The sequence below is a fragment of the Prauserella flavalba genome (assembly GCF_003202235.1).
Taxonomy (GTDB): Bacteria; Actinomycetota; Actinomycetes; order Mycobacteriales; family Pseudonocardiaceae; genus Prauserella_A; species Prauserella_A flavalba.
On the sequence record NZ_MASU01000023.1, the window covers coordinates 57,556 to 72,857 of the forward strand.

15 protein-coding genes are annotated in these 15,302 nt (G+C 69.8%); 8 read left to right on the forward strand and 7 right to left on the reverse strand.

What is annotated here, in order from left to right:
* The first annotated feature begins 102 nt into the window (after positions 1-102).
* The 4 genes from BA062_RS37185 (at position 103) to BA062_RS37200 (ending at position 3,677) form a co-directional block, all read left to right on the forward strand.
* A complete protein-coding gene (locus BA062_RS37185; protein WP_110343832.1) occupies positions 103-1,203 on the forward strand; it encodes a LacI family DNA-binding transcriptional regulator in 1,101 nt (366 codons plus the stop codon).
* 61 nt (positions 1,204-1,264) lie between these two features.
* Positions 1,265-1,756, forward strand: coding sequence for a beta-class carbonic anhydrase (locus BA062_RS37190; protein WP_110343833.1), 492 nt, complete (start codon positions 1,265-1,267; stop codon positions 1,754-1,756).
* A 15-nt stretch (positions 1,757-1,771) separates the two neighbouring features.
* On the forward strand, positions 1,772-2,647 hold the full coding sequence (locus tag BA062_RS37195) for an HhH-GPD family protein (RefSeq protein WP_110343834.1): 876 nt from the start codon (positions 1,772-1,774) through the stop codon (positions 2,645-2,647).
* Positions 2,648-2,705: 58 nt separating this feature from the next.
* Positions 2,706-3,677, forward strand: a complete 972-nt coding sequence (locus tag BA062_RS37200) for a peptidoglycan recognition protein family protein (RefSeq protein ID WP_110343835.1) — start codon at positions 2,706-2,708, stop codon at positions 3,675-3,677.
* A 94-nt stretch (positions 3,678-3,771) separates the two neighbouring features.
* Here BA062_RS37200 and BA062_RS37205 read toward each other — a convergent pair whose 3' ends face one another.
* A complete protein-coding gene (locus tag BA062_RS37205; RefSeq protein ID WP_110343868.1) occupies positions 3,772-4,539 on the reverse strand; it encodes an alpha/beta fold hydrolase in 768 nt (255 codons plus the stop codon).
* Between the two features lie 49 nt (positions 4,540-4,588).
* Between BA062_RS37205 and BA062_RS37210 the strand changes: the two genes are divergently transcribed.
* Together BA062_RS37210 and BA062_RS37215 are read left to right on the forward strand one after the other, a co-directional pair.
* Positions 4,589-6,031 (forward strand): M1 family metallopeptidase, encoded by a 1,443-nt coding sequence (locus BA062_RS37210; protein WP_110343836.1) that lies wholly within the window; start codon positions 4,589-4,591, stop codon positions 6,029-6,031.
* 16 nt (positions 6,032-6,047) lie between these two features.
* Positions 6,048-6,359, forward strand: a complete 312-nt coding sequence (locus BA062_RS37215) for an antibiotic biosynthesis monooxygenase family protein (protein WP_110343837.1) — start codon at positions 6,048-6,050, stop codon at positions 6,357-6,359.
* A gap of 327 nt (positions 6,360-6,686) precedes the next feature.
* Here BA062_RS37215 and BA062_RS37225 read toward each other — a convergent pair whose 3' ends face one another.
* Entirely contained in the window at positions 6,687-9,239 is a 2,553-nt protein-coding gene (locus BA062_RS37225) for an ATP-dependent Clp protease ATP-binding subunit (RefSeq protein WP_110343838.1), read from the reverse strand.
* 385 nt (positions 9,240-9,624) lie between these two features.
* Here BA062_RS37225 and BA062_RS37230 point away from each other — a divergent pair, with 385 nt between their 5' ends.
* The gene (locus tag BA062_RS37230; RefSeq protein WP_110343839.1) at positions 9,625-10,461 is read left to right on the forward strand and encodes a (2Fe-2S)-binding protein; all 837 of its coding nucleotides are present in this window, start codon (positions 9,625-9,627) and stop codon (positions 10,459-10,461) included.
* Between the two features lie 4 nt (positions 10,462-10,465).
* Here the strand turns inward: BA062_RS37230 and BA062_RS37235 are convergent, their stop codons facing one another.
* Positions 10,466-11,047 (reverse strand): TIGR03086 family metal-binding protein, encoded by a 582-nt coding sequence (locus BA062_RS37235; RefSeq protein WP_245960216.1) that lies wholly within the window; start codon positions 11,045-11,047, stop codon positions 10,466-10,468.
* A gap of 74 nt (positions 11,048-11,121) precedes the next feature.
* On the opposite strand from BA062_RS37235, the gene BA062_RS37240 reads away from it, so the two are divergent.
* Positions 11,122-11,955 carry an AraC family transcriptional regulator gene (locus tag BA062_RS37240; protein ID WP_110343841.1) on the forward strand — a complete coding sequence of 278 codons (834 nt, stop codon included), beginning with the start codon at positions 11,122-11,124 and terminating at the stop codon, positions 11,953-11,955.
* Positions 11,956-11,965: 10 nt separating this feature from the next.
* On the opposite strand, the gene BA062_RS37245 is transcribed toward BA062_RS37240, so the two are convergent.
* The 4 genes from BA062_RS37245 to panD all read right to left on the reverse strand — a co-directional run bounded on the left by BA062_RS37245 (position 11,966) and on the right by panD (position 15,301).
* The gene (locus BA062_RS37245) at positions 11,966-12,313 is read right to left on the reverse strand and encodes a histone-like nucleoid-structuring protein Lsr2 (protein WP_110343842.1); all 348 of its coding nucleotides are present in this window, start codon (positions 12,311-12,313) and stop codon (positions 11,966-11,968) included.
* 137 nt (positions 12,314-12,450) lie between these two features.
* Positions 12,451-13,956, reverse strand: a complete 1,506-nt coding sequence (gene lysS / locus BA062_RS37250; RefSeq protein WP_110343843.1) for a lysine--tRNA ligase — start codon at positions 13,954-13,956, stop codon at positions 12,451-12,453.
* Between the two features lie 58 nt (positions 13,957-14,014).
* A complete protein-coding gene (locus tag BA062_RS37255; protein ID WP_110343844.1) occupies positions 14,015-14,800 on the reverse strand; it encodes a type III pantothenate kinase in 786 nt (261 codons plus the stop codon).
* A complete protein-coding gene (gene panD, locus BA062_RS37260) occupies positions 14,801-15,301 on the reverse strand; it encodes an aspartate 1-decarboxylase (protein WP_110343845.1) in 501 nt (166 codons plus the stop codon).
* Position 15,302 lies beyond the last annotated feature (1 nt).

Genomic DNA, 15,302 nt, shown 5'->3' on the forward strand with positions numbered 1-15,302 from the left:
ACGAACACACAGCTCAGCGACCGACGTCACGACTCACCGTCAAGATGTGACGGACGCGGGGCAGAACTTCTGCATTGGCTTCTGAACCGTTACGGTTTGTTCATGAACCGGCCGATGCGAACCCGGCGGCAGGCGACTCTGGCGTCCCTTGCCGCCGAGCTGGGCGTGTCCAGGACGACGGTCTCGAACGCCTACAACCGGCCGGATCAGCTATCACCCGAGCTGCGCAAACGCGTTCTGGAGACAGCCAGGCGCCTCGGCTACCCCGGTCCCGACCCGGTGGCCCGCTCCCTGCGTACCCGCAAGGCGGGCGCGGTGGGTCTTCTGCTCACCGAGAACCTCTCGTACGCGTTCCGTGACCCGGCCGCCGTCGGCGTGCTGGAGGGTCTCGCGCTCGCGTGCGAGGACGCGGGCGTCGGCCTGCACCTCGTTCCGGCGAGCCCCGGCAGGGAGGACGTCGCCGCCGTGCACCGCGCCGGCGTCGACGGCTTCGTCGTCTACTCCGTTCCCGACGATGACCCGCACCTCGCCGCGGTGCTCCAGCGCCCGGTGCCCACCGTGATCGTCGACCAGCCCGAAGTCGAGGGCGTCGACCGCGTCGGACCCGACGACGAGGCCGCCACCGTGAGCCTCGCCAACCACCTCGTCGCACTCGGCCACCGGCAGGTCGGCGTGTTGTGCATGCGCCTGGCCCGCGACCGCAACGACGACTTCGTGCCGATGTCGCGCCAGCAGGAGGCGCACTACCACGTGCAGCGCACCCGGCTCGCCGCGCTGGCGAGGACCTTCGAGGCCGCGGGCGTGGCCTGGGAGAGCGTGCCGGTGGTGGAGCGCTTCGAGCACAACGTCGACGACGGCGCCTCCGCGGCCCGCCAGCTGCTCGACGCCCACCCGCGCGTGACCGCGCTGATCTGCACCTCGGACATCCTCGCGCTCGGCGCGCTCGCCGAGGCGGGACGGCGCGGCCTGCGCGTACCCGCCGACCTCACGATCACCGGCTTCGACGGCATCGCCGAGGCCACGCGCGCCGGGCTGACCACCGTGCACCAGCCGGTGCTGGAGAAGGGCAAGTCGGCGGGCAGGCTGCTCCTCGGCGCCGCCGACCGAGTGGCACCCAAGGTGATCACACTGCCCACCGAACTGCGCGTCGGCACCACGTCCGCCCCGCCCCGCACCGCCGAGGAACGCTGGTTCGGCCCGTAACCGACGTGACGTTCGTCCGGCCGAGTTGTGCGAAGGACGGCAGCCCCGTTCCATTGAACGCATGACGTCGATCGACCTGCTGCTCAAGCGCAACGAAGAACTGGGCAACATCGTGCCCGGCGACCGCTCGTCGGCCAGCCCATCGCTGCACGTCGCGATCCTGACGTGCATGGACGCACGCATCCGCGTGTTCGAGCTGTTCGGACTGCTGCAGGGCGAGTCGCACGTGCTGCGCAACGCGGGCGGCGTCGTCACCGACGACATGATCCGCTCGCTCGCGCTCAGCCAGCGCAAGCTCGGCACCCGTGAGGTGCTGATCATGCAGCACACCAGCTGCGGGCTGAACATGGTGACCGAGGACAGCTTCAAGGACGAGCTCGAGGAGGCCAGCGGGCTGCGGCCGACCTGGGCCGTCGAGGCGTTCCGGGACGTAGAGGCCAGCGTTCGCCAATCGGTGCGGCGCGTGCAGACCAGCCCCTTCCTGCTCCACAAGGACATCGTGCGGGGCTTCGTCTACGACGTGCACACGGGCGCGCTCTCCGAGGTGTCCTGACTAGAGTCTCCGTCGATGCCCATCGACACCGACACCCTCATCGACTGGTTCGACACGGTCGGCCGCGACCTGCCCTGGCGGCGCCCCGAATGCACGGCGTGGGGCGTGCTGGTCAGCGAGATCATGCTCCAGCAGACGCCGGTCGCCCGTGTCGAACCGATCTGGCACGAATGGCTCGCCCGCTGGCCGCGTCCGTCCGACCTCGCCGCCGCGAGCCAGGGTGAGGTGCTGCGCGCATGGGGCAAGCTCGGTTACCCGAGGCGCGCGCTGCGCCTGCACGCCGCCGCCTCGGCCATCGCCACCGAACACGGCGACGTGGTTCCCTCCGACGTCGACACCCTGCTCTCGCTTCCGGGCATCGGCGCCTACACGGCCCGCGCCGTCGCCGCGTTCGCCTACGGCAAACGGGCGCCCGTGGTGGACACCAACGTCCGCAGGGTCGTCGCGAGGGCCGTGCACGGTGCGGGCGACGCGGGACCGCCGTCGAACACCCGCGACATGGCCGACGTCGAGGCGCTGCTGCCACGCTCCGAGTCCCGCGCGGCCCGGCTCTCCGCGGCGCTGATGGAGCTGGGCGCGCTGGTCTGCACCGCGCGCTCCCCGCGCTGCGCGGACTGCCCCGTGACCGACGGCTGCGCGTGGCAGCACGCGGGCAGGCCCGCCTACGCCGGACCCGCCAAGCCCGTGCAGAAGTACGCGGGCACCGACCGGCACGTACGGGGTCTCCTGCTGGACGTGCTGCGGGGGACGTCGGGGCCGGTGGAGAAGGCAAGGCTCGACCTCGTGTGGTCGCAGGCGGGACAGCGCGACCGCTGCCTGGACTCGTTGCTGGTCGACGGGCTGGTGGAGCAGACGGCCGACGGAAGGTTCGCCCTGCCGGGCGAACATTGACAGCACGTAAGCGAATCTTGTTAATGTTTCCCCTCGTTGCGATCGAGGGGAGATCGAGATGACCGGCAAGCCAGTGTTCGACCGGCGCGCGCTGATCAAGGGCGGTATCGCCGCGACCGCGGTCGGCGCGGTCGCCACGTGGCAGGCGGGTCCCGCCGCCGCCTCCGCGCGCAAGGTGGCCGAACCGGTGATCTACGGAACCGACATCTGGGGAGCGCGGCCGCCGAGCAGCCCGATCGAGGTGCTCGACCGCAAGCCGACCTACATCGTCGTGCACCACACCGTGGAGCCCGGCAACACCGAGGACTACTCGCGCGAGCGCGCGTTCCAGATCTCGCGCGACATCCAGACGTTCCACATGGACACGCGCGGCTGGGCCGACTCGGGCCAGCAGTTCACCAACAGCCGCGGCGGCCACATCACCGAGGGCAGGCACCGCAGCCTCGAGGTGTTGCGCGGCGGCGTGCAGCACGTGCTCGGCGCGAATGTCGGCAACCACAACAGCGAGGTCATCGGCATCGAGAACGAGGGCCTCTACACCGAGGTCGACGTGCCGCAGGCGCTGTGGGACTCGCTGGTGCAGCTCGTGGCCTACATGGCAGACCAGTACGGCATCTCGACCGAGTTCATCAAGGGGCACAGGGACTTCAACTCGACGCAGTGCCCCGGCGACGTCCTCTACGCGCGGCTGCCGGAGCTGCGGGAGGCGGTCGCCGCCGAGCTGGGCATGCGTGCGCGCCAGCCCGTGGAGTGGCCGTTGCTCAGCGAGGGCGACACGGGTGACCGGGTGCGCGAGGCGCAGCGGCTGCTGCGGGCGCGTGGTGAGAACGTAGCGGTGGACGGCGTTTTCGGCCCGGCGACCCGTGACGCGGTGAGCTCGTTCGCCACCGCCAACGGAGTGCCCACGGCGACCTGCTACGCGTCGGCGCACGCCGACGAGCGGGGACTCCTCGGCGCCGACATCTGGCCGCTGCTCGCGCAGGGCACGAACCGCCAGGCCCTCAAGACCCACCTGGCCCGCATCGGCTGACCGCAGTGAAGGCCACCATCACTGCGTTCAATGCTGTCAAGGTGGCCTTCACTGCGTTCAACGCAGGCATGGTGGCCTTCACTGCGGACGGTGGCTAGCGGTCGAGCACCTCCGAGAGGAAGGCTTCCACCGCGCCCCGGTAGTGCTCGGGCGCGTCGTCGTGCACCACGTGCCCGGCGCCGGGCACGACGACGTGCCTGCCGCCGCCAGGGGCGCGCGCGGCCAGCTCCGCCTGCTGTCCCGGCGGCATCGCCGTGTCACCGGCCTCGATCACCAGCAGCGGGCACTCCACCTTGTCCACAAAGGACCAGTAGTCGCGGCGGCCCCATTCCGCCGCGATCTCGTACAGGTCTTCGAGGTTGGCCATCAGGTGGTAGCCGTCGGCCCGCTCCTCGACACACTCCGCGAAGTAGTCGCCCGTGCTGCCGAAGAACTCCCTGACGTGCGCGAGCGAACGGAACGGAACCGGCCACGACTCGAAGTGGCCCCGCCACGCGTCGACGGTGCGGCCGCGCTGGTCGGGCGCCATGTCCTCCACCACGACGGCCCGCACCAGCTCGGGCCGCGTCGCGGCGAGCACCCACGCATGTAGCCCGCCCATCGAGTGGCCGATGACGATCGCGGGCCCCTCGCCCAGCTCGGTCACCAGCTCGGCGACGTCGGCGACGAACTCCTCGGTCCGCCACTCTCCCGTTCGCCTCGCCCGCCCGTGGCCACGTGCGTCGAGCCCGACGACGTGCCCGTACGCCGTGAGCCACCTCGCGACGCCCCACCACGTCGTCGCCCTGCCCATGAGCCCGTGCAGCAACACGATGGGCGGCCCCTCGCCACCGAAGTCGACCACACCGTCCCTCGGCTGCATCGGCACCTCGTTCACGTCGTCTTTCCGGCCCTGCGCGTAGGCTCCCGCCATGATCTCCCGCCGCGCGCGGACCGGCCTGCTCCTCGGTCTGATCTGCACCCTAGCCGCGTGCACCGCACCCGGGTCCGACGAGCAGACCCGGCCGCAGCCCACCCCCGGCGTCCCGTCGCCCGGCGCGGCGGGCATCGGCGACCCGTACTACCCCGACGACGGCAACGGCGGCTACGACGCGACGGGCTACGACGTGTCGATCGGCTACGACCCCGCCAACGGCCGCCTCACCGGCGACACCACCGTCACCGCACGCGCCACGCAGGACCTCGAGTCGTTCAACCTCGACCTGCGCGGCTTCAGGATCCGTTCCGTGGAGGTCGACGGCGAGCGCGCGGAGTTCGCGCGACAGGGCGACTTCGAGCTCGTGATCACGCCGGGCGAGCCGCTGACCAACGGCAGCGAGTTCACCGCGCGCGTCCGCTACGAGGGGACACCGCAGGACGCGTCGAGCGCCCAGCTTGGCGGCAACGGCTGGCAGCGCAGCGAGTCCGGCGGGGCGTTCGTGCTCGGCGAGCCGCAGTCGGGCTCCTACTGGTATCCGGTGAACGAGCATCCGAGGGACAAGGCGACGTTCCGGCTCACCGCACGCGTGCCCCAGGACTGGACGGCGGTGTCGATCGGGCGCCAGGAAGGTTCCTCGACGGCGGACGGCTGGACCACGAGCACGTGGGTCGAGTCCGAGCCCGTCGCCAGCTACCTCACCACGGTCGCGATCGACCGGTTCACGATCGACCGGGGACGGCTTCCCGACGGAACCCCGGTGCTGAGCGCGTTCGCCCCCGGCGCCGAGGGCATCCGCCAGGACGCCGCGCGCGTACCCGAGATCATCGAGTTCCTCTCCGGCAAGTTCGGCGACTACCCGGCGACCTCGGCCGGGGGCATCTACCTCGGCGAGAACGTGGGCTACTCGCTGGAGACTCAGGGCAGGCCCACCTACACGGTGTCGGCCGACCTGGAGACGATCGTCCACGAGCTGGCCCACCAGTGGTACGGCAACGAGGTGTCGGTGGAGTCGTGGGCCGACATCTGCCTCAACGAGTGTCTCGCGAGCTATTCGCAGTGGCTGTGGGCCGAGGGCAAGGAGGGCGACGACCTCGACGCCCGCTACCGGCGCGCGGTCGACCAGCTGCGCGACGACCGGGAGTTCTGGGGTCAGCGGCTCTACGACATGGGCGCGGGCCACGAGTTCGAAGGCGTGTACGACAAGGGCATCCTCGCGTTGCACGCGCTGCGCAGGCAGATCGGCGACGAGGCGTTCCACCGGGTGCTGCGGGAATGGCCGGTCGAACACCGCGAGGGCAACGCGAGCTGGCCGAAGTTCGAGCGGTTCGTCGCCGACATCGCGGGCCAGGACCTGGAGGGCTTCTTCGCCGACTGGTTCCGCGGCACCCAGCTGCCCGGTGACGAGCACCTCTATCCCGGCTCGCTGCGCCGGTAGCTTCTAGGCTGGGCACATGGCTGTTGTGAAGATCAACGCGATCGAGGTTCCGGAGGGCGCTGGCCCCGAGCTGGAGAAGCGGTTCGCCGCACGACTGCACGCCGTCGACTCGCAGCCCGGGTTCCTCGGCTTCGAGCTGCTGCGCCCTGTCGCCGGGGACAACCGCTACTTCGTCTACACGAAGTGGGAGACCGAGGAGCATTTCCAGGCGTGGGCCCAGGGTCCCTCGCGGGAGGCGCACGCCGGAGAGCGGGCCAAGCCGGTGGCCAGCGGAGCGAGCCTGCTCGAGTTCGAGGTGGTGCAGAGCTCGGCCCCCAAGGCCGACTGAACCCCCTCAGCGCCCCGCCCCTGTCGCGAGTCGTGCACTCCCGACCGCGAGTCGTGCACTCCGGACGCCGAGTTCTGCGTTCCGGACCGCGAGTTGTGCGCTCCCGACGGCGAGTGCTTCGTTCCCGGACGCGCGGCTCTGGGTCCGCCGACGCCCGAACGCACGACTCGCGGTCCCGAACGCACGACTCGCGGTCCGGAACGCACGACTCGCGGTCCGGAACGCACGACTCGCGAACGGGAACGCACGACTCGCGCCTGCACACGCGAAACGGCGCCCCCGCGCTTTGCGCGGGGGCGCCGTTCGCGTCGCAGCGGTCTGCGGCGGTTACTCCTTCTCGGCCTCGCCGGCGTCGTCGCCGCCCGCGGCGGCGATGCTCACCGGAGGAGCGTCGGGCACGTCCATCGGCTTCGCCTCACCGCGGAAGACGAACCTGGCCTTGTCGTCCTTGTCGTCGCCGGGCTCCCAGCCCTCGACGTCGACGATGATGATCTGGCCGGGCTGCACCTCACCGAACAGGATCTTCTCGGACAGCTGGTCCTCGATCTCCCGCTGGATGGTGCGGCGCAGCGGACGGGCACCGAGCACCGGGTCGAAGCCGCGCTTCGCGAGCAGGGCCTTGGCCCGGTCGGTCAGCTCCAGCTCCATGTCCTTGGCCTTCAGCTGGGTCTCGACCCGCGTCACCATCAGGTCCACCATCTCGATGATCTGCTCCTGCGTGAGCTGGTGGAAGACGATGATGTCGTCGATGCGGTTGAGGAACTCCGGCCGGAAGTGCTTCTTCATCTCCTCGTTGACCTTCTGCTTCATCTTCTCGTAGCGCGATCCCTCGTCGCTGCCGGAAGAGAAGCCGAGGCTCACGGACTTGGAGATGTCCTGCGTGCCCAGGTTCGAGGTGAAGATCAGCACCGTGTTCTTGAAGTCGACCGTGCGGCCCTGACCGTCGGTGAGGCGGCCGTCCTCCAGCACCTGCAGGAGGGTGTTGTAGATCTCCTGGTGGGCCTTCTCGATCTCGTCGAAGAGGACCACGGAGAACGGCTTGCGGCGCACCTTCTCGGTGAGCTGGCCGCCCTCCTCGTAGCCGACGTAGCCCGGAGGGGCACCGAACAGCCGCGAGGCGGTGTAGCGGTCGTGGAACTCACCCATGTCGATCTGGATGAGCGCGTCGTCCTCGCCGAACAGGAAGTTCGCCAGCGCCTTGGACAGCTCGGTCTTACCGACACCGGACGGGCCGGCGAAGATGAACGAACCGGACGGGCGCTTCGGGTCCTTCAGGCCGGCGCGGGTACGGCGGATGGCCTGCGACACGGCCTTGACCGCGTCCTCCTGACCGATGATCCGCTTGTGCAGCTCGGTCTCCATGCGGAGCAGACGCGTGGTCTCCTCCTCGGTGAGCTTGAACACCGGGATGCCGGTCCAGTTGGCGAGGACCTCGGCGATCTGCTCGTCGTCGACCTCGGCGACGACGTCGAGGTCGCCGTCCTTCCACTGCTTCTCCCGCTCGGTCTTCTGGCCGAGGAGGGTCTTCTCCTCGTCGCGAAGGCGCGCGGCCCGCTCGAAGTCCTGAGCGTCGATGGCCGACTCCTTCTCCCTGCGGACGTCGGCGATCTTCTCGTCGAACTCGCGCAGGTCCGGCGGAGCGGTCATGCGGCGGATGCGCATCCGGGCGCCGGCCTCGTCGATCAGGTCGATCGCCTTGTCCGGCAGGAACCGGTCGTTGATGTAGCGGTCGGCCAGCGTGGCGGCCGCGACCAGCGCCGAGTCGGTGATCGAGACGCGGTGGTGCGCCTCGTACCGGTCGCGCAGGCCCTTGAGGATCTCGATCGTGTGCTCGAGCGACGGCTCGCCGACCTGGATCGGCTGGAAGCGGCGCTCCAGTGCGGCGTCCTTCTCGATGTACTTGCGGTACTCCTCGAGCGTGGTCGCGCCGATCGTCTGCAGCTCACCACGGGCCAGCATCGGCTTGAGGATGCTCGCCGCGTCGATCGCGCCCTCGGCGGCGCCCGCACCCACGAGCGTGTGCAGCTCGTCGATGAACAGGATGATGTCGCCGCGGGTCTTGATCTCCTTGAGGACCTTCTTGAGGCGCTCTTCGAAGTCACCGCGGTAGCGGGAGCCCGCCACCAGCGACCCGAGGTCGAGGGTGTAGAGCTGCTTGTCCTTGAGCGTCTCGGGCACCTCGCCCTTGACGATGTTCTGGGCCAGTCCCTCGACGACGGCGGTCTTGCCGACGCCGGGCTCGCCGATGAGGACCGGGTTGTTCTTGGTGCGGCGCGACAGCACCTGCATGACGCGCTCGATCTCCTTGCCGCGGCCGATGACCGGGTCGAGCTTGCCCTCCCGCGCGGACGCGGTCAGGTTCCGCCCGAACTGGTCGAGCACGAGCGAGGACGACGGGGTGCCTTCGCCACGGCCTGCGCCCGCCTCGGCCGGCTCCTTGCCCTGGTAGCCGGAGAGCAGCTGCAGCACCTGCTGGCGAACCCGGTTGAGGTCTGCGCCGAGCTTGACGAGCACCTGCGCCGCCACGCCCTCACCCTCGCGGATGAGGCCGAGCAGGATGTGCTCCGTGCCGATGTAGTTGTGGCCGAGCTGCAGCGCCTCGCGCAGCGACAGCTCCAGCACCTTCTTGGCACGCGGCGTGAAGGGAATGTGCCCGCTCGGGGCCTGCTGCCCCTGGCCGATGATCTCCTCGACCTGCTGGCGGACGCCCTCCAGCGCGATACCCAGCGACTCCAGCGCCTTGGCGGCGACACCTTCACCCTCGTGGATCAAGCCCAGGAGGATGTGTTCGGTGCCGATGTAGTTGTGGTTGAGCATCCGGGCCTCTTCCTGGGCCAGGACAACCACCCGCCTCGCGCGGTCGGTGAACCTCTCGAACATTCCCACTCCCTCGACTGCTGCGCCGGCGGCCCGATCTCATCACCAACGAACTTTTCCGGCAATGAGTTCGGCACCGTGAGACCACTGTAGTAGCCAAGCGCTCGTGTCGGCCTACCACTACGGCGGAATGCACCCCGCCCAAGGTCGGCTCCTGATCGGCCTCGAGCCCGGCCAAGACCTGACACACAGTCCGTTTGTTGCTGGCTGCTGACGTCTGGCACAACGCAGGGGGCCCCGCCGGGATTCCGGTCGCAGATTCTTGTCCGCTCACCGCGAACAGGGCCACGCGATGTTCCCACGAACGGGGAGCACGACTGGCGAACCACCCGGACAGCGGTAAGGTAAGGCAGACCTAACACTCGGATGGAGCAAACGGAGGCGATGCGTGACCGTTGACCGGTCCTTTCGTGATGCTCGACACACTCGGGCCGAGCTCGACGCACTGTCGGGCTCGCTGACGAGGGTGGCCGGGCTCCAGGACCGGGTCGAACTGCGCACCGATCTGCCCGCCGACGGCTGGCAGCGTTGCTCGGACCTGCTCGCCGAGCCGCGCCGGCTCGCCGCGTGGTGCCTCGCCCTGACCGACTGGTTACGCGAGGAGTACGGCGACGCGCCACCGCGCACCACGGCGAGCTACGTCATGTCCTGGTACCTGCGGGTGCCCGCCTACGCGGGTGCGCTCCTGCTGCACCACGAGCGGCGCGTGCCGTCGCTGCGGCCGGAGGAGCTCGGCGTGCGGATCGCTCCCGGCGGGCGGCCCGATCCCACCGGCGTCGCGGTACTGGGCACCTCTTTCTACTGCCTGCCCTTCGACCCCGGCGCCGGGCGGCCCGAGGCGACCGTCGTGGCCGACGAGCGCGCTCTCGCGGCGGTGCTGAGGGCCCGCTACACGGCGCACGCCGCACGGTTCGTGCGCGCGTACGCACCGCTGAGCCCGCTCAGCACGCGCATGCTGTGGGCGGGCGCCACGGATGCGCTGGACGCCTGCCTGTGGTGGGCGGGACTCGACGGGGGCGACGAGGGCGCGGGCGTCGCCGACGCGGCACTCGTGCTCGAGTCGAAGTTCACGCCGCTGACCTCGGCCTCGACGCTGCGCATGGCGCGGGGCGAGGACGGCCGCCGCGCATGGTGCCGCCGCCGCGAGAGCTGCTGCTTCACCTACCTCCTTCCAGAGCGCTCCGAGTGCACGGACTGCCCGCGCCTTGGTCCCCGCCCACGCTGACGCCTCACGCCGCCCAGTCCGGCGAACGGCCGGAGAGCCCCAGCGCCCGGTCGAGCGGCGGCGCCGACGCCGGGACCGGCACCTCCTCGCCGAACACCCCCATGCCGCGCCCCTGCTCGGCCATGCCCCGCATCACCTGCTCGATCGCGGGCCCGGTCTCGTCGGCGCCGCGCAAGCTCCCGCCGGTGGCGCGGGCGAGGTCCCAGCCGTGCAGCACCAGCTCACACAGCACCATCTCGCCGGCCATCCGGGCGGGCAGGTCCCCGCCGCCCATCGACGTGACGCCCTCCCACGCGGAGGGTTCCCCGAGCGCGTCGGCCAGGTCCTCCGTCTGTTTGACGAGCCGCTGCGCCCAGTCACCGGCTACGAGCGCGGCCGACTCCTCGCCGGCCGCGCGGGCGGGCACATCGCTCTTGCGGGCGGCGGCAAGCAGAGCCGGCCCCCAGTACAGGAGGTGGTTGAGCAGGCCGCGCACGTCGTAGCTCTCGCAGGGCGTTGGCTCGGCGAGCTGGTCGCCGCGCACACCCCGCACCACGGCGCAGAGGTCGGCGGCGGCGATCCGGATCGGTTCTCTCAGGTCGGACATGGCACCCATTCCACCTGGCCGGGCGACGTCCCGTCTTGAAGAAAAGCGTCAGTGACGGCCGCTACCGTCGGACCGTGGAGCGCATCCCGCAGGGCATTCTCGACGAGCGGACGGCGGCGAGCACGTTCGAGCTGACCCGCCACGAGCCGGCCGAGCCGCTGCGCCTCTTCGTGCAGTACTACTGGATCGTCCGCTGGGACCTGCGGGGCAGGCAGGCGCACCGCCAGCGGGTGCTGCCGAACCTCTCGGTGCACGTCTCGTTCTCGCGCTCGGCCTCGGGGGTGTGGGGGCCGGGCCGCGACGTGTTCTCCTACCTGCTCGATGGGCGCGACCAGGTGCTCGGCGTGCGGTTCCACCCCGGCTGCTTCCGCTCCTTCGCGGGCAGGCCGGCCGAAGAACGGGCCCTGCCGCTGGCCGACGTCTTCGGCCCGCAGGCCGTCGAGACCGAGGCCGCCGTGCTCGCCGCCACCGGCACCGCCGAGATGGTCCGCCTGACCGACGAGCTGCTGGGCAAGGACGTGCCCGAGCTGGACGCCGCGGGGGCGCAGGCCCGCGACGCGGTCCGCTTGATCGCGGGCGATCCCGGGCTCACGAGGGTCGGCGCGCTGGCCTGCGCCACCGGGCTCTCGGTGCGGACGCTGCAACGGCTGTTCGCCGACCAGGTCGGGGTGAGCCCGAAGTGGGCGATCAGGGTGTACCGGTTGAGCGACGCGGCGCGGCGCATCGCCGACGATCCCGCGCTCGGCCACGCCCGGCTCGCGAGCGAACTGGGCTACAGCGACCAGGCGCATTTCGTCAGGGACTTCACCGCGGTCGTGGGCACCTCCCCGGCGCGCTACGCACACACGCAGACAGGAAAGCGGTGGCCTTCCCGACAAACGGGAAGGCCACCGCCTTCAATTCAGTGAAACCGCTATTTCAGTTTTTGCGGTGATAGGCGTCGACGACTTCCGAAGGGATGCGGCCGCGGTCGGAAACCTCGAAACCGTTCTTCCTCGCCCACGCGCGAATGGCCTGATTCTGTTCGCGGTCGACCGCCGCCGAACGGCCCGGCGCCTTGACGGCGGCAGGGCGGCCCGCCCGCTTCCGGCCACCGGCCCGGCGCGCGTGCTCGACATACTGGGCCAGCGCATCCCGCAATTCTTCGGCGTTTTCCGCGGAAAGATCGATCTCGTAGCTCACCCCGTCAAGCCCGAACTCGACGGTCTCCTCGGCCTCTGACCCGTCCAGATCGTCCACGAGGGAGACAAGGACCTTCTGCGCCATGGTTCCTCCTGTTTAAAGCCGGCGTTAGATCGCGTGGTCACCACGCACGGTCAAAAGCCTTTGACTTGAGACATTAATACCCGTTGCCAGGAGCAAAGGCAAATCAACATCTGCGGATACAGATGTGTCCGCCGCGATTATTCGGGACGGACCAGCGGGAAGAGGATCGTCTCCCGGATACCGAGACCGGTGAGTGCCATCAGCAGCCGGTCGACTCCCATTCCCGCGCCGCCGGTCGGTGGCATTCCGTACTCAAGTGCACGCAGAAAATCCTCGTCCAGGCGCATGGCCTCGCTGTCACCCTTCGCGGCGAGCCGGGCCTGCTCGGTGAGCCGTTCCCGCTCCACGACGGGATCGACGAGCTCGGAGTAACCCGTGGCCAGCTCGAAGCCTCGCACGTACAGGTCCCACTTCTCGGCCACGCCCTCCTCGGTGCGGTGCTGGCGGGTCAACGGGGACGTTTCCACCGGGAAGTCGCGCACGAATGTCGGCGCCACGAGGTGGTCGCCCACGAGGTGTTCCCACAGTTCTTCGACGAGCTTGCCGTGGCCCAGCTTCGGATCGACCTGCAGCCCACGCGACTCGGCGAACGCCCGCAGTTTCTCGACCGACGTTTCCGGGGTCACTTCCTCACCGAGCGCGTCGGAGAGCGAACCGTACATTGTGATTGCCGACCACTCGCCGGAGAGGTCGTACTCGCTTCCGTCGGCGAGCGTGACGACGTGGGAACCGAATGCGGCCTCGGCCGCTTCCTGCACCAGCTCGCGGGTCAGCACGCCGATTGTGTCGTACGTCGCATAGGCCTCGTAGTATTCGAGCATCGCGAACTCGGGCGAATGGGACGAGTCGCTGCCCTCATTCCGGAAGTTCCGGTTGATCTCGAAGACCTTCTCGATACCGCCCACCACACAGCGCTTGAGATACAACTCGGGCGCGATACGCAGGTAAAGATCCATGTCGAACGCGTTGGAATGCGTCACGAAAGGCCGCGCGGAGGCCCCGCCGTGAAGCGTCTGCAGCATCGGCGTCTCCACCTCGGTGAATCCACGCCGGTGGAATGAATCGCGCAGCGCCCGCATCACCGCGGCACGCGTGCGCACCACGTCGCGGGCCTTCGGCCGGAGGATCAGGTCGACATAACGCTGCCGGACCCTGGTCTCCTCGGAGAGCTCCTTGTGCGCGACCGGCAGCGGACGCAGCGCCTTGGCCGTGAGCTGCCAGCTGTCGGCGAACACGGACAGCTCACCGCGCTTGGACGTGATCACCTCGCCCTGCACGAAGACGTGGTCGCCGAGGTCGACGTCGGCCTTCCACGCCGAGAGGGCCTCCTCACCGACCTTCGCGAGGCTCAGCATCGCCTGCAGCTCCGTGCCGTCGCCCTCACGCAGCGTGGCGAAGCAGAGCTTGCCGGTGTTGCGCAGGAACATCACGCGGCCCGTGACGCCCACCTGCTCACCGGTCTGCGTGTCGGCGGGCAGACCGGGGTGTGCGGCGCGGACCTCGGCCAGCGTGTGGGTGCGCGGCACCTCGACGGGATAGGGCTCGACGCCGGAGGCCAGGATCCGGTCCCGCTTGTCCCGGCGCACCCGCATCTGCTCCGGCAGGTCGTCCTCGCTCGTGGGCTGCTCCGGGATATCGCTCATGAGGCCTTAGGGTACGAACACCCGTGCGAGCCGTGCACACGGGTTACCCGTTGCGGGCTCAGCGCACGTTGCGTTCGTAGACCAGCCGCAGGCCCAGCAACGTCAGCTCGGGCCGGTGCTCGGTGATCGTCTCCGACTCGTTCAGCACGAGCGGCGCGAGACCACCGGTCGCGATCACCTCGACGCGCTCTCCCGAACCGCCCGCGAGTTCGCGCGCGATGCGCCGCACGAGGCCGTCGACCTGCCCGGCGAAGCCGAAGACGATGCCCGACTGCAGGCATTCCACGGTGTTCTTGCCGATCACCGAGCGCGGGGGCACCAGCTCCACCTTGCGCAGCGCGGCCGCCCGCGCCGCCAGCGCGTCGACCGAGATCTCGATGCCCGGCGCGAACGCCCCGCCGAGAAACTCGCCCTTCGCGGAGATGGCGTCGACGTTGGTGGACGTGCCGAAGTCCACCACCACGCACGCCGTGTTGTGCAGGTGGTGCGCGGCCAGCGTGTTCACCAGCCGGTCGCCGCCCACCTCCTTCGGGTTGTCGACCAGCAGCGGAACGCCCGTGCGCACACCAGGCTCCACCACGATCTTCGGCACCCTCGGGTAGTACCTGCCGAGCATCACGCGCAGCTCGCGCAGCACGGCGGGAACCGTCGACAACGCGCTGATGCCGCTCACCGAGTCGGCGTACTGGCCGAGCAGCCCGCGCATCGTGAGCGCGAGCTCGTCGGCGGTCATCCGCGCGTCGGTGCGCATCCGCCAGTCACGAACCAGCTCGGCCGACTCGCCCCTCCCCGAGTAGAGGCCGAGCACGATGTTCGTGTTGCCGATGTCGACGGTGAGGAGCAACTAGCTCTCCGCGTGGAGGAGGGCGTCGAGCTTGGCGGCGTCGACCGTCTCCGCCACCGGGAACGCCTGCGGCTCTCCCACCTGCGGGCCGATCGGCAGCGCGCCGCTCACCAGGCCCGTGCCATCGGGTGCCTCGGTCGGGTCGCTGCCGAGGTTGACGATGCGGTTGTCGGCGTCGACGAACACGATCTTCGGCTCGAACGACGCCGCCTCGGCGGAGTCCATCTGCCCGTAGGCGATCAGGATCACCAGGTCACCGGGGTGCACCAGGTGCGCGGCGGCACCGTTGATCCCGATGACGCCGCTGCCGCGCTCACCCTTGATGACGTAGGTCTCCAGCCGCGCACCGTTGGTGATGTCCACAATGCACACCTGCTCGCCGGGCAGCAGGTCCGCGGCCTCCATGAGCTCCTCGTCGACCGTGACCGAGCCGACATAGTGCAGGTCGGCCTGCGTCACCGTCGCTCTGTGGATCTTCGACTTCAGCATCGTGCGGTACATC

Bases quoted from the DNA above. Each gene is read 5' to 3' on its own strand.
- BA062_RS37225 (WP_110343838.1), bottom strand. From the start codon at position 9,239: ATGTTCGAGAGGTTCACCGACCGCGCGAGGCGGGTGGTTGTCCTGGCC.
- BA062_RS37210 (WP_110343836.1), top strand. From the start codon at position 4,589: ATGATCTCCCGCCGCGCGCGGACCGGCCTGCTCCTCGGTCTGATCTGC.
- BA062_RS37215 (WP_110343837.1), top strand. From the start codon at position 6,048: ATGGCTGTTGTGAAGATCAACGCGATCGAGGTTCCGGAGGGCGCTGGC.
- BA062_RS37205 (WP_110343868.1), bottom strand. From the start codon at position 4,539: ATGCAGCCGAGGGACGGTGTGGTCGACTTCGGTGGCGAGGGGCCGCCC.
- BA062_RS37195 (WP_110343834.1), top strand. From the start codon at position 1,772: ATGCCCATCGACACCGACACCCTCATCGACTGGTTCGACACGGTCGGC.
- BA062_RS37235 (WP_245960216.1), bottom strand. From the start codon at position 11,047: ATGTCCGACCTGAGAGAACCGATCCGGATCGCCGCCGCCGACCTCTGC.
- BA062_RS37190 (WP_110343833.1), top strand. From the start codon at position 1,265: ATGACGTCGATCGACCTGCTGCTCAAGCGCAACGAAGAACTGGGCAAC.
- BA062_RS37200 (WP_110343835.1), top strand. From the start codon at position 2,706: ATGACCGGCAAGCCAGTGTTCGACCGGCGCGCGCTGATCAAGGGCGGT.
- lysS (WP_110343843.1), bottom strand. From the start codon at position 13,956: ATGAGCGATATCCCGGAGCAGCCCACGAGCGAGGACGACCTGCCGGAG.
- panD (WP_110343845.1), bottom strand. From the start codon at position 15,301: ATGTACCGCACGATGCTGAAGTCGAAGATCCACAGAGCGACGGTGACG.
- BA062_RS37245 (WP_110343842.1), bottom strand. From the start codon at position 12,313: ATGGCGCAGAAGGTCCTTGTCTCCCTCGTGGACGATCTGGACGGGTCA.
- BA062_RS37185 (WP_110343832.1), top strand. From the start codon at position 103: ATGAACCGGCCGATGCGAACCCGGCGGCAGGCGACTCTGGCGTCCCTT.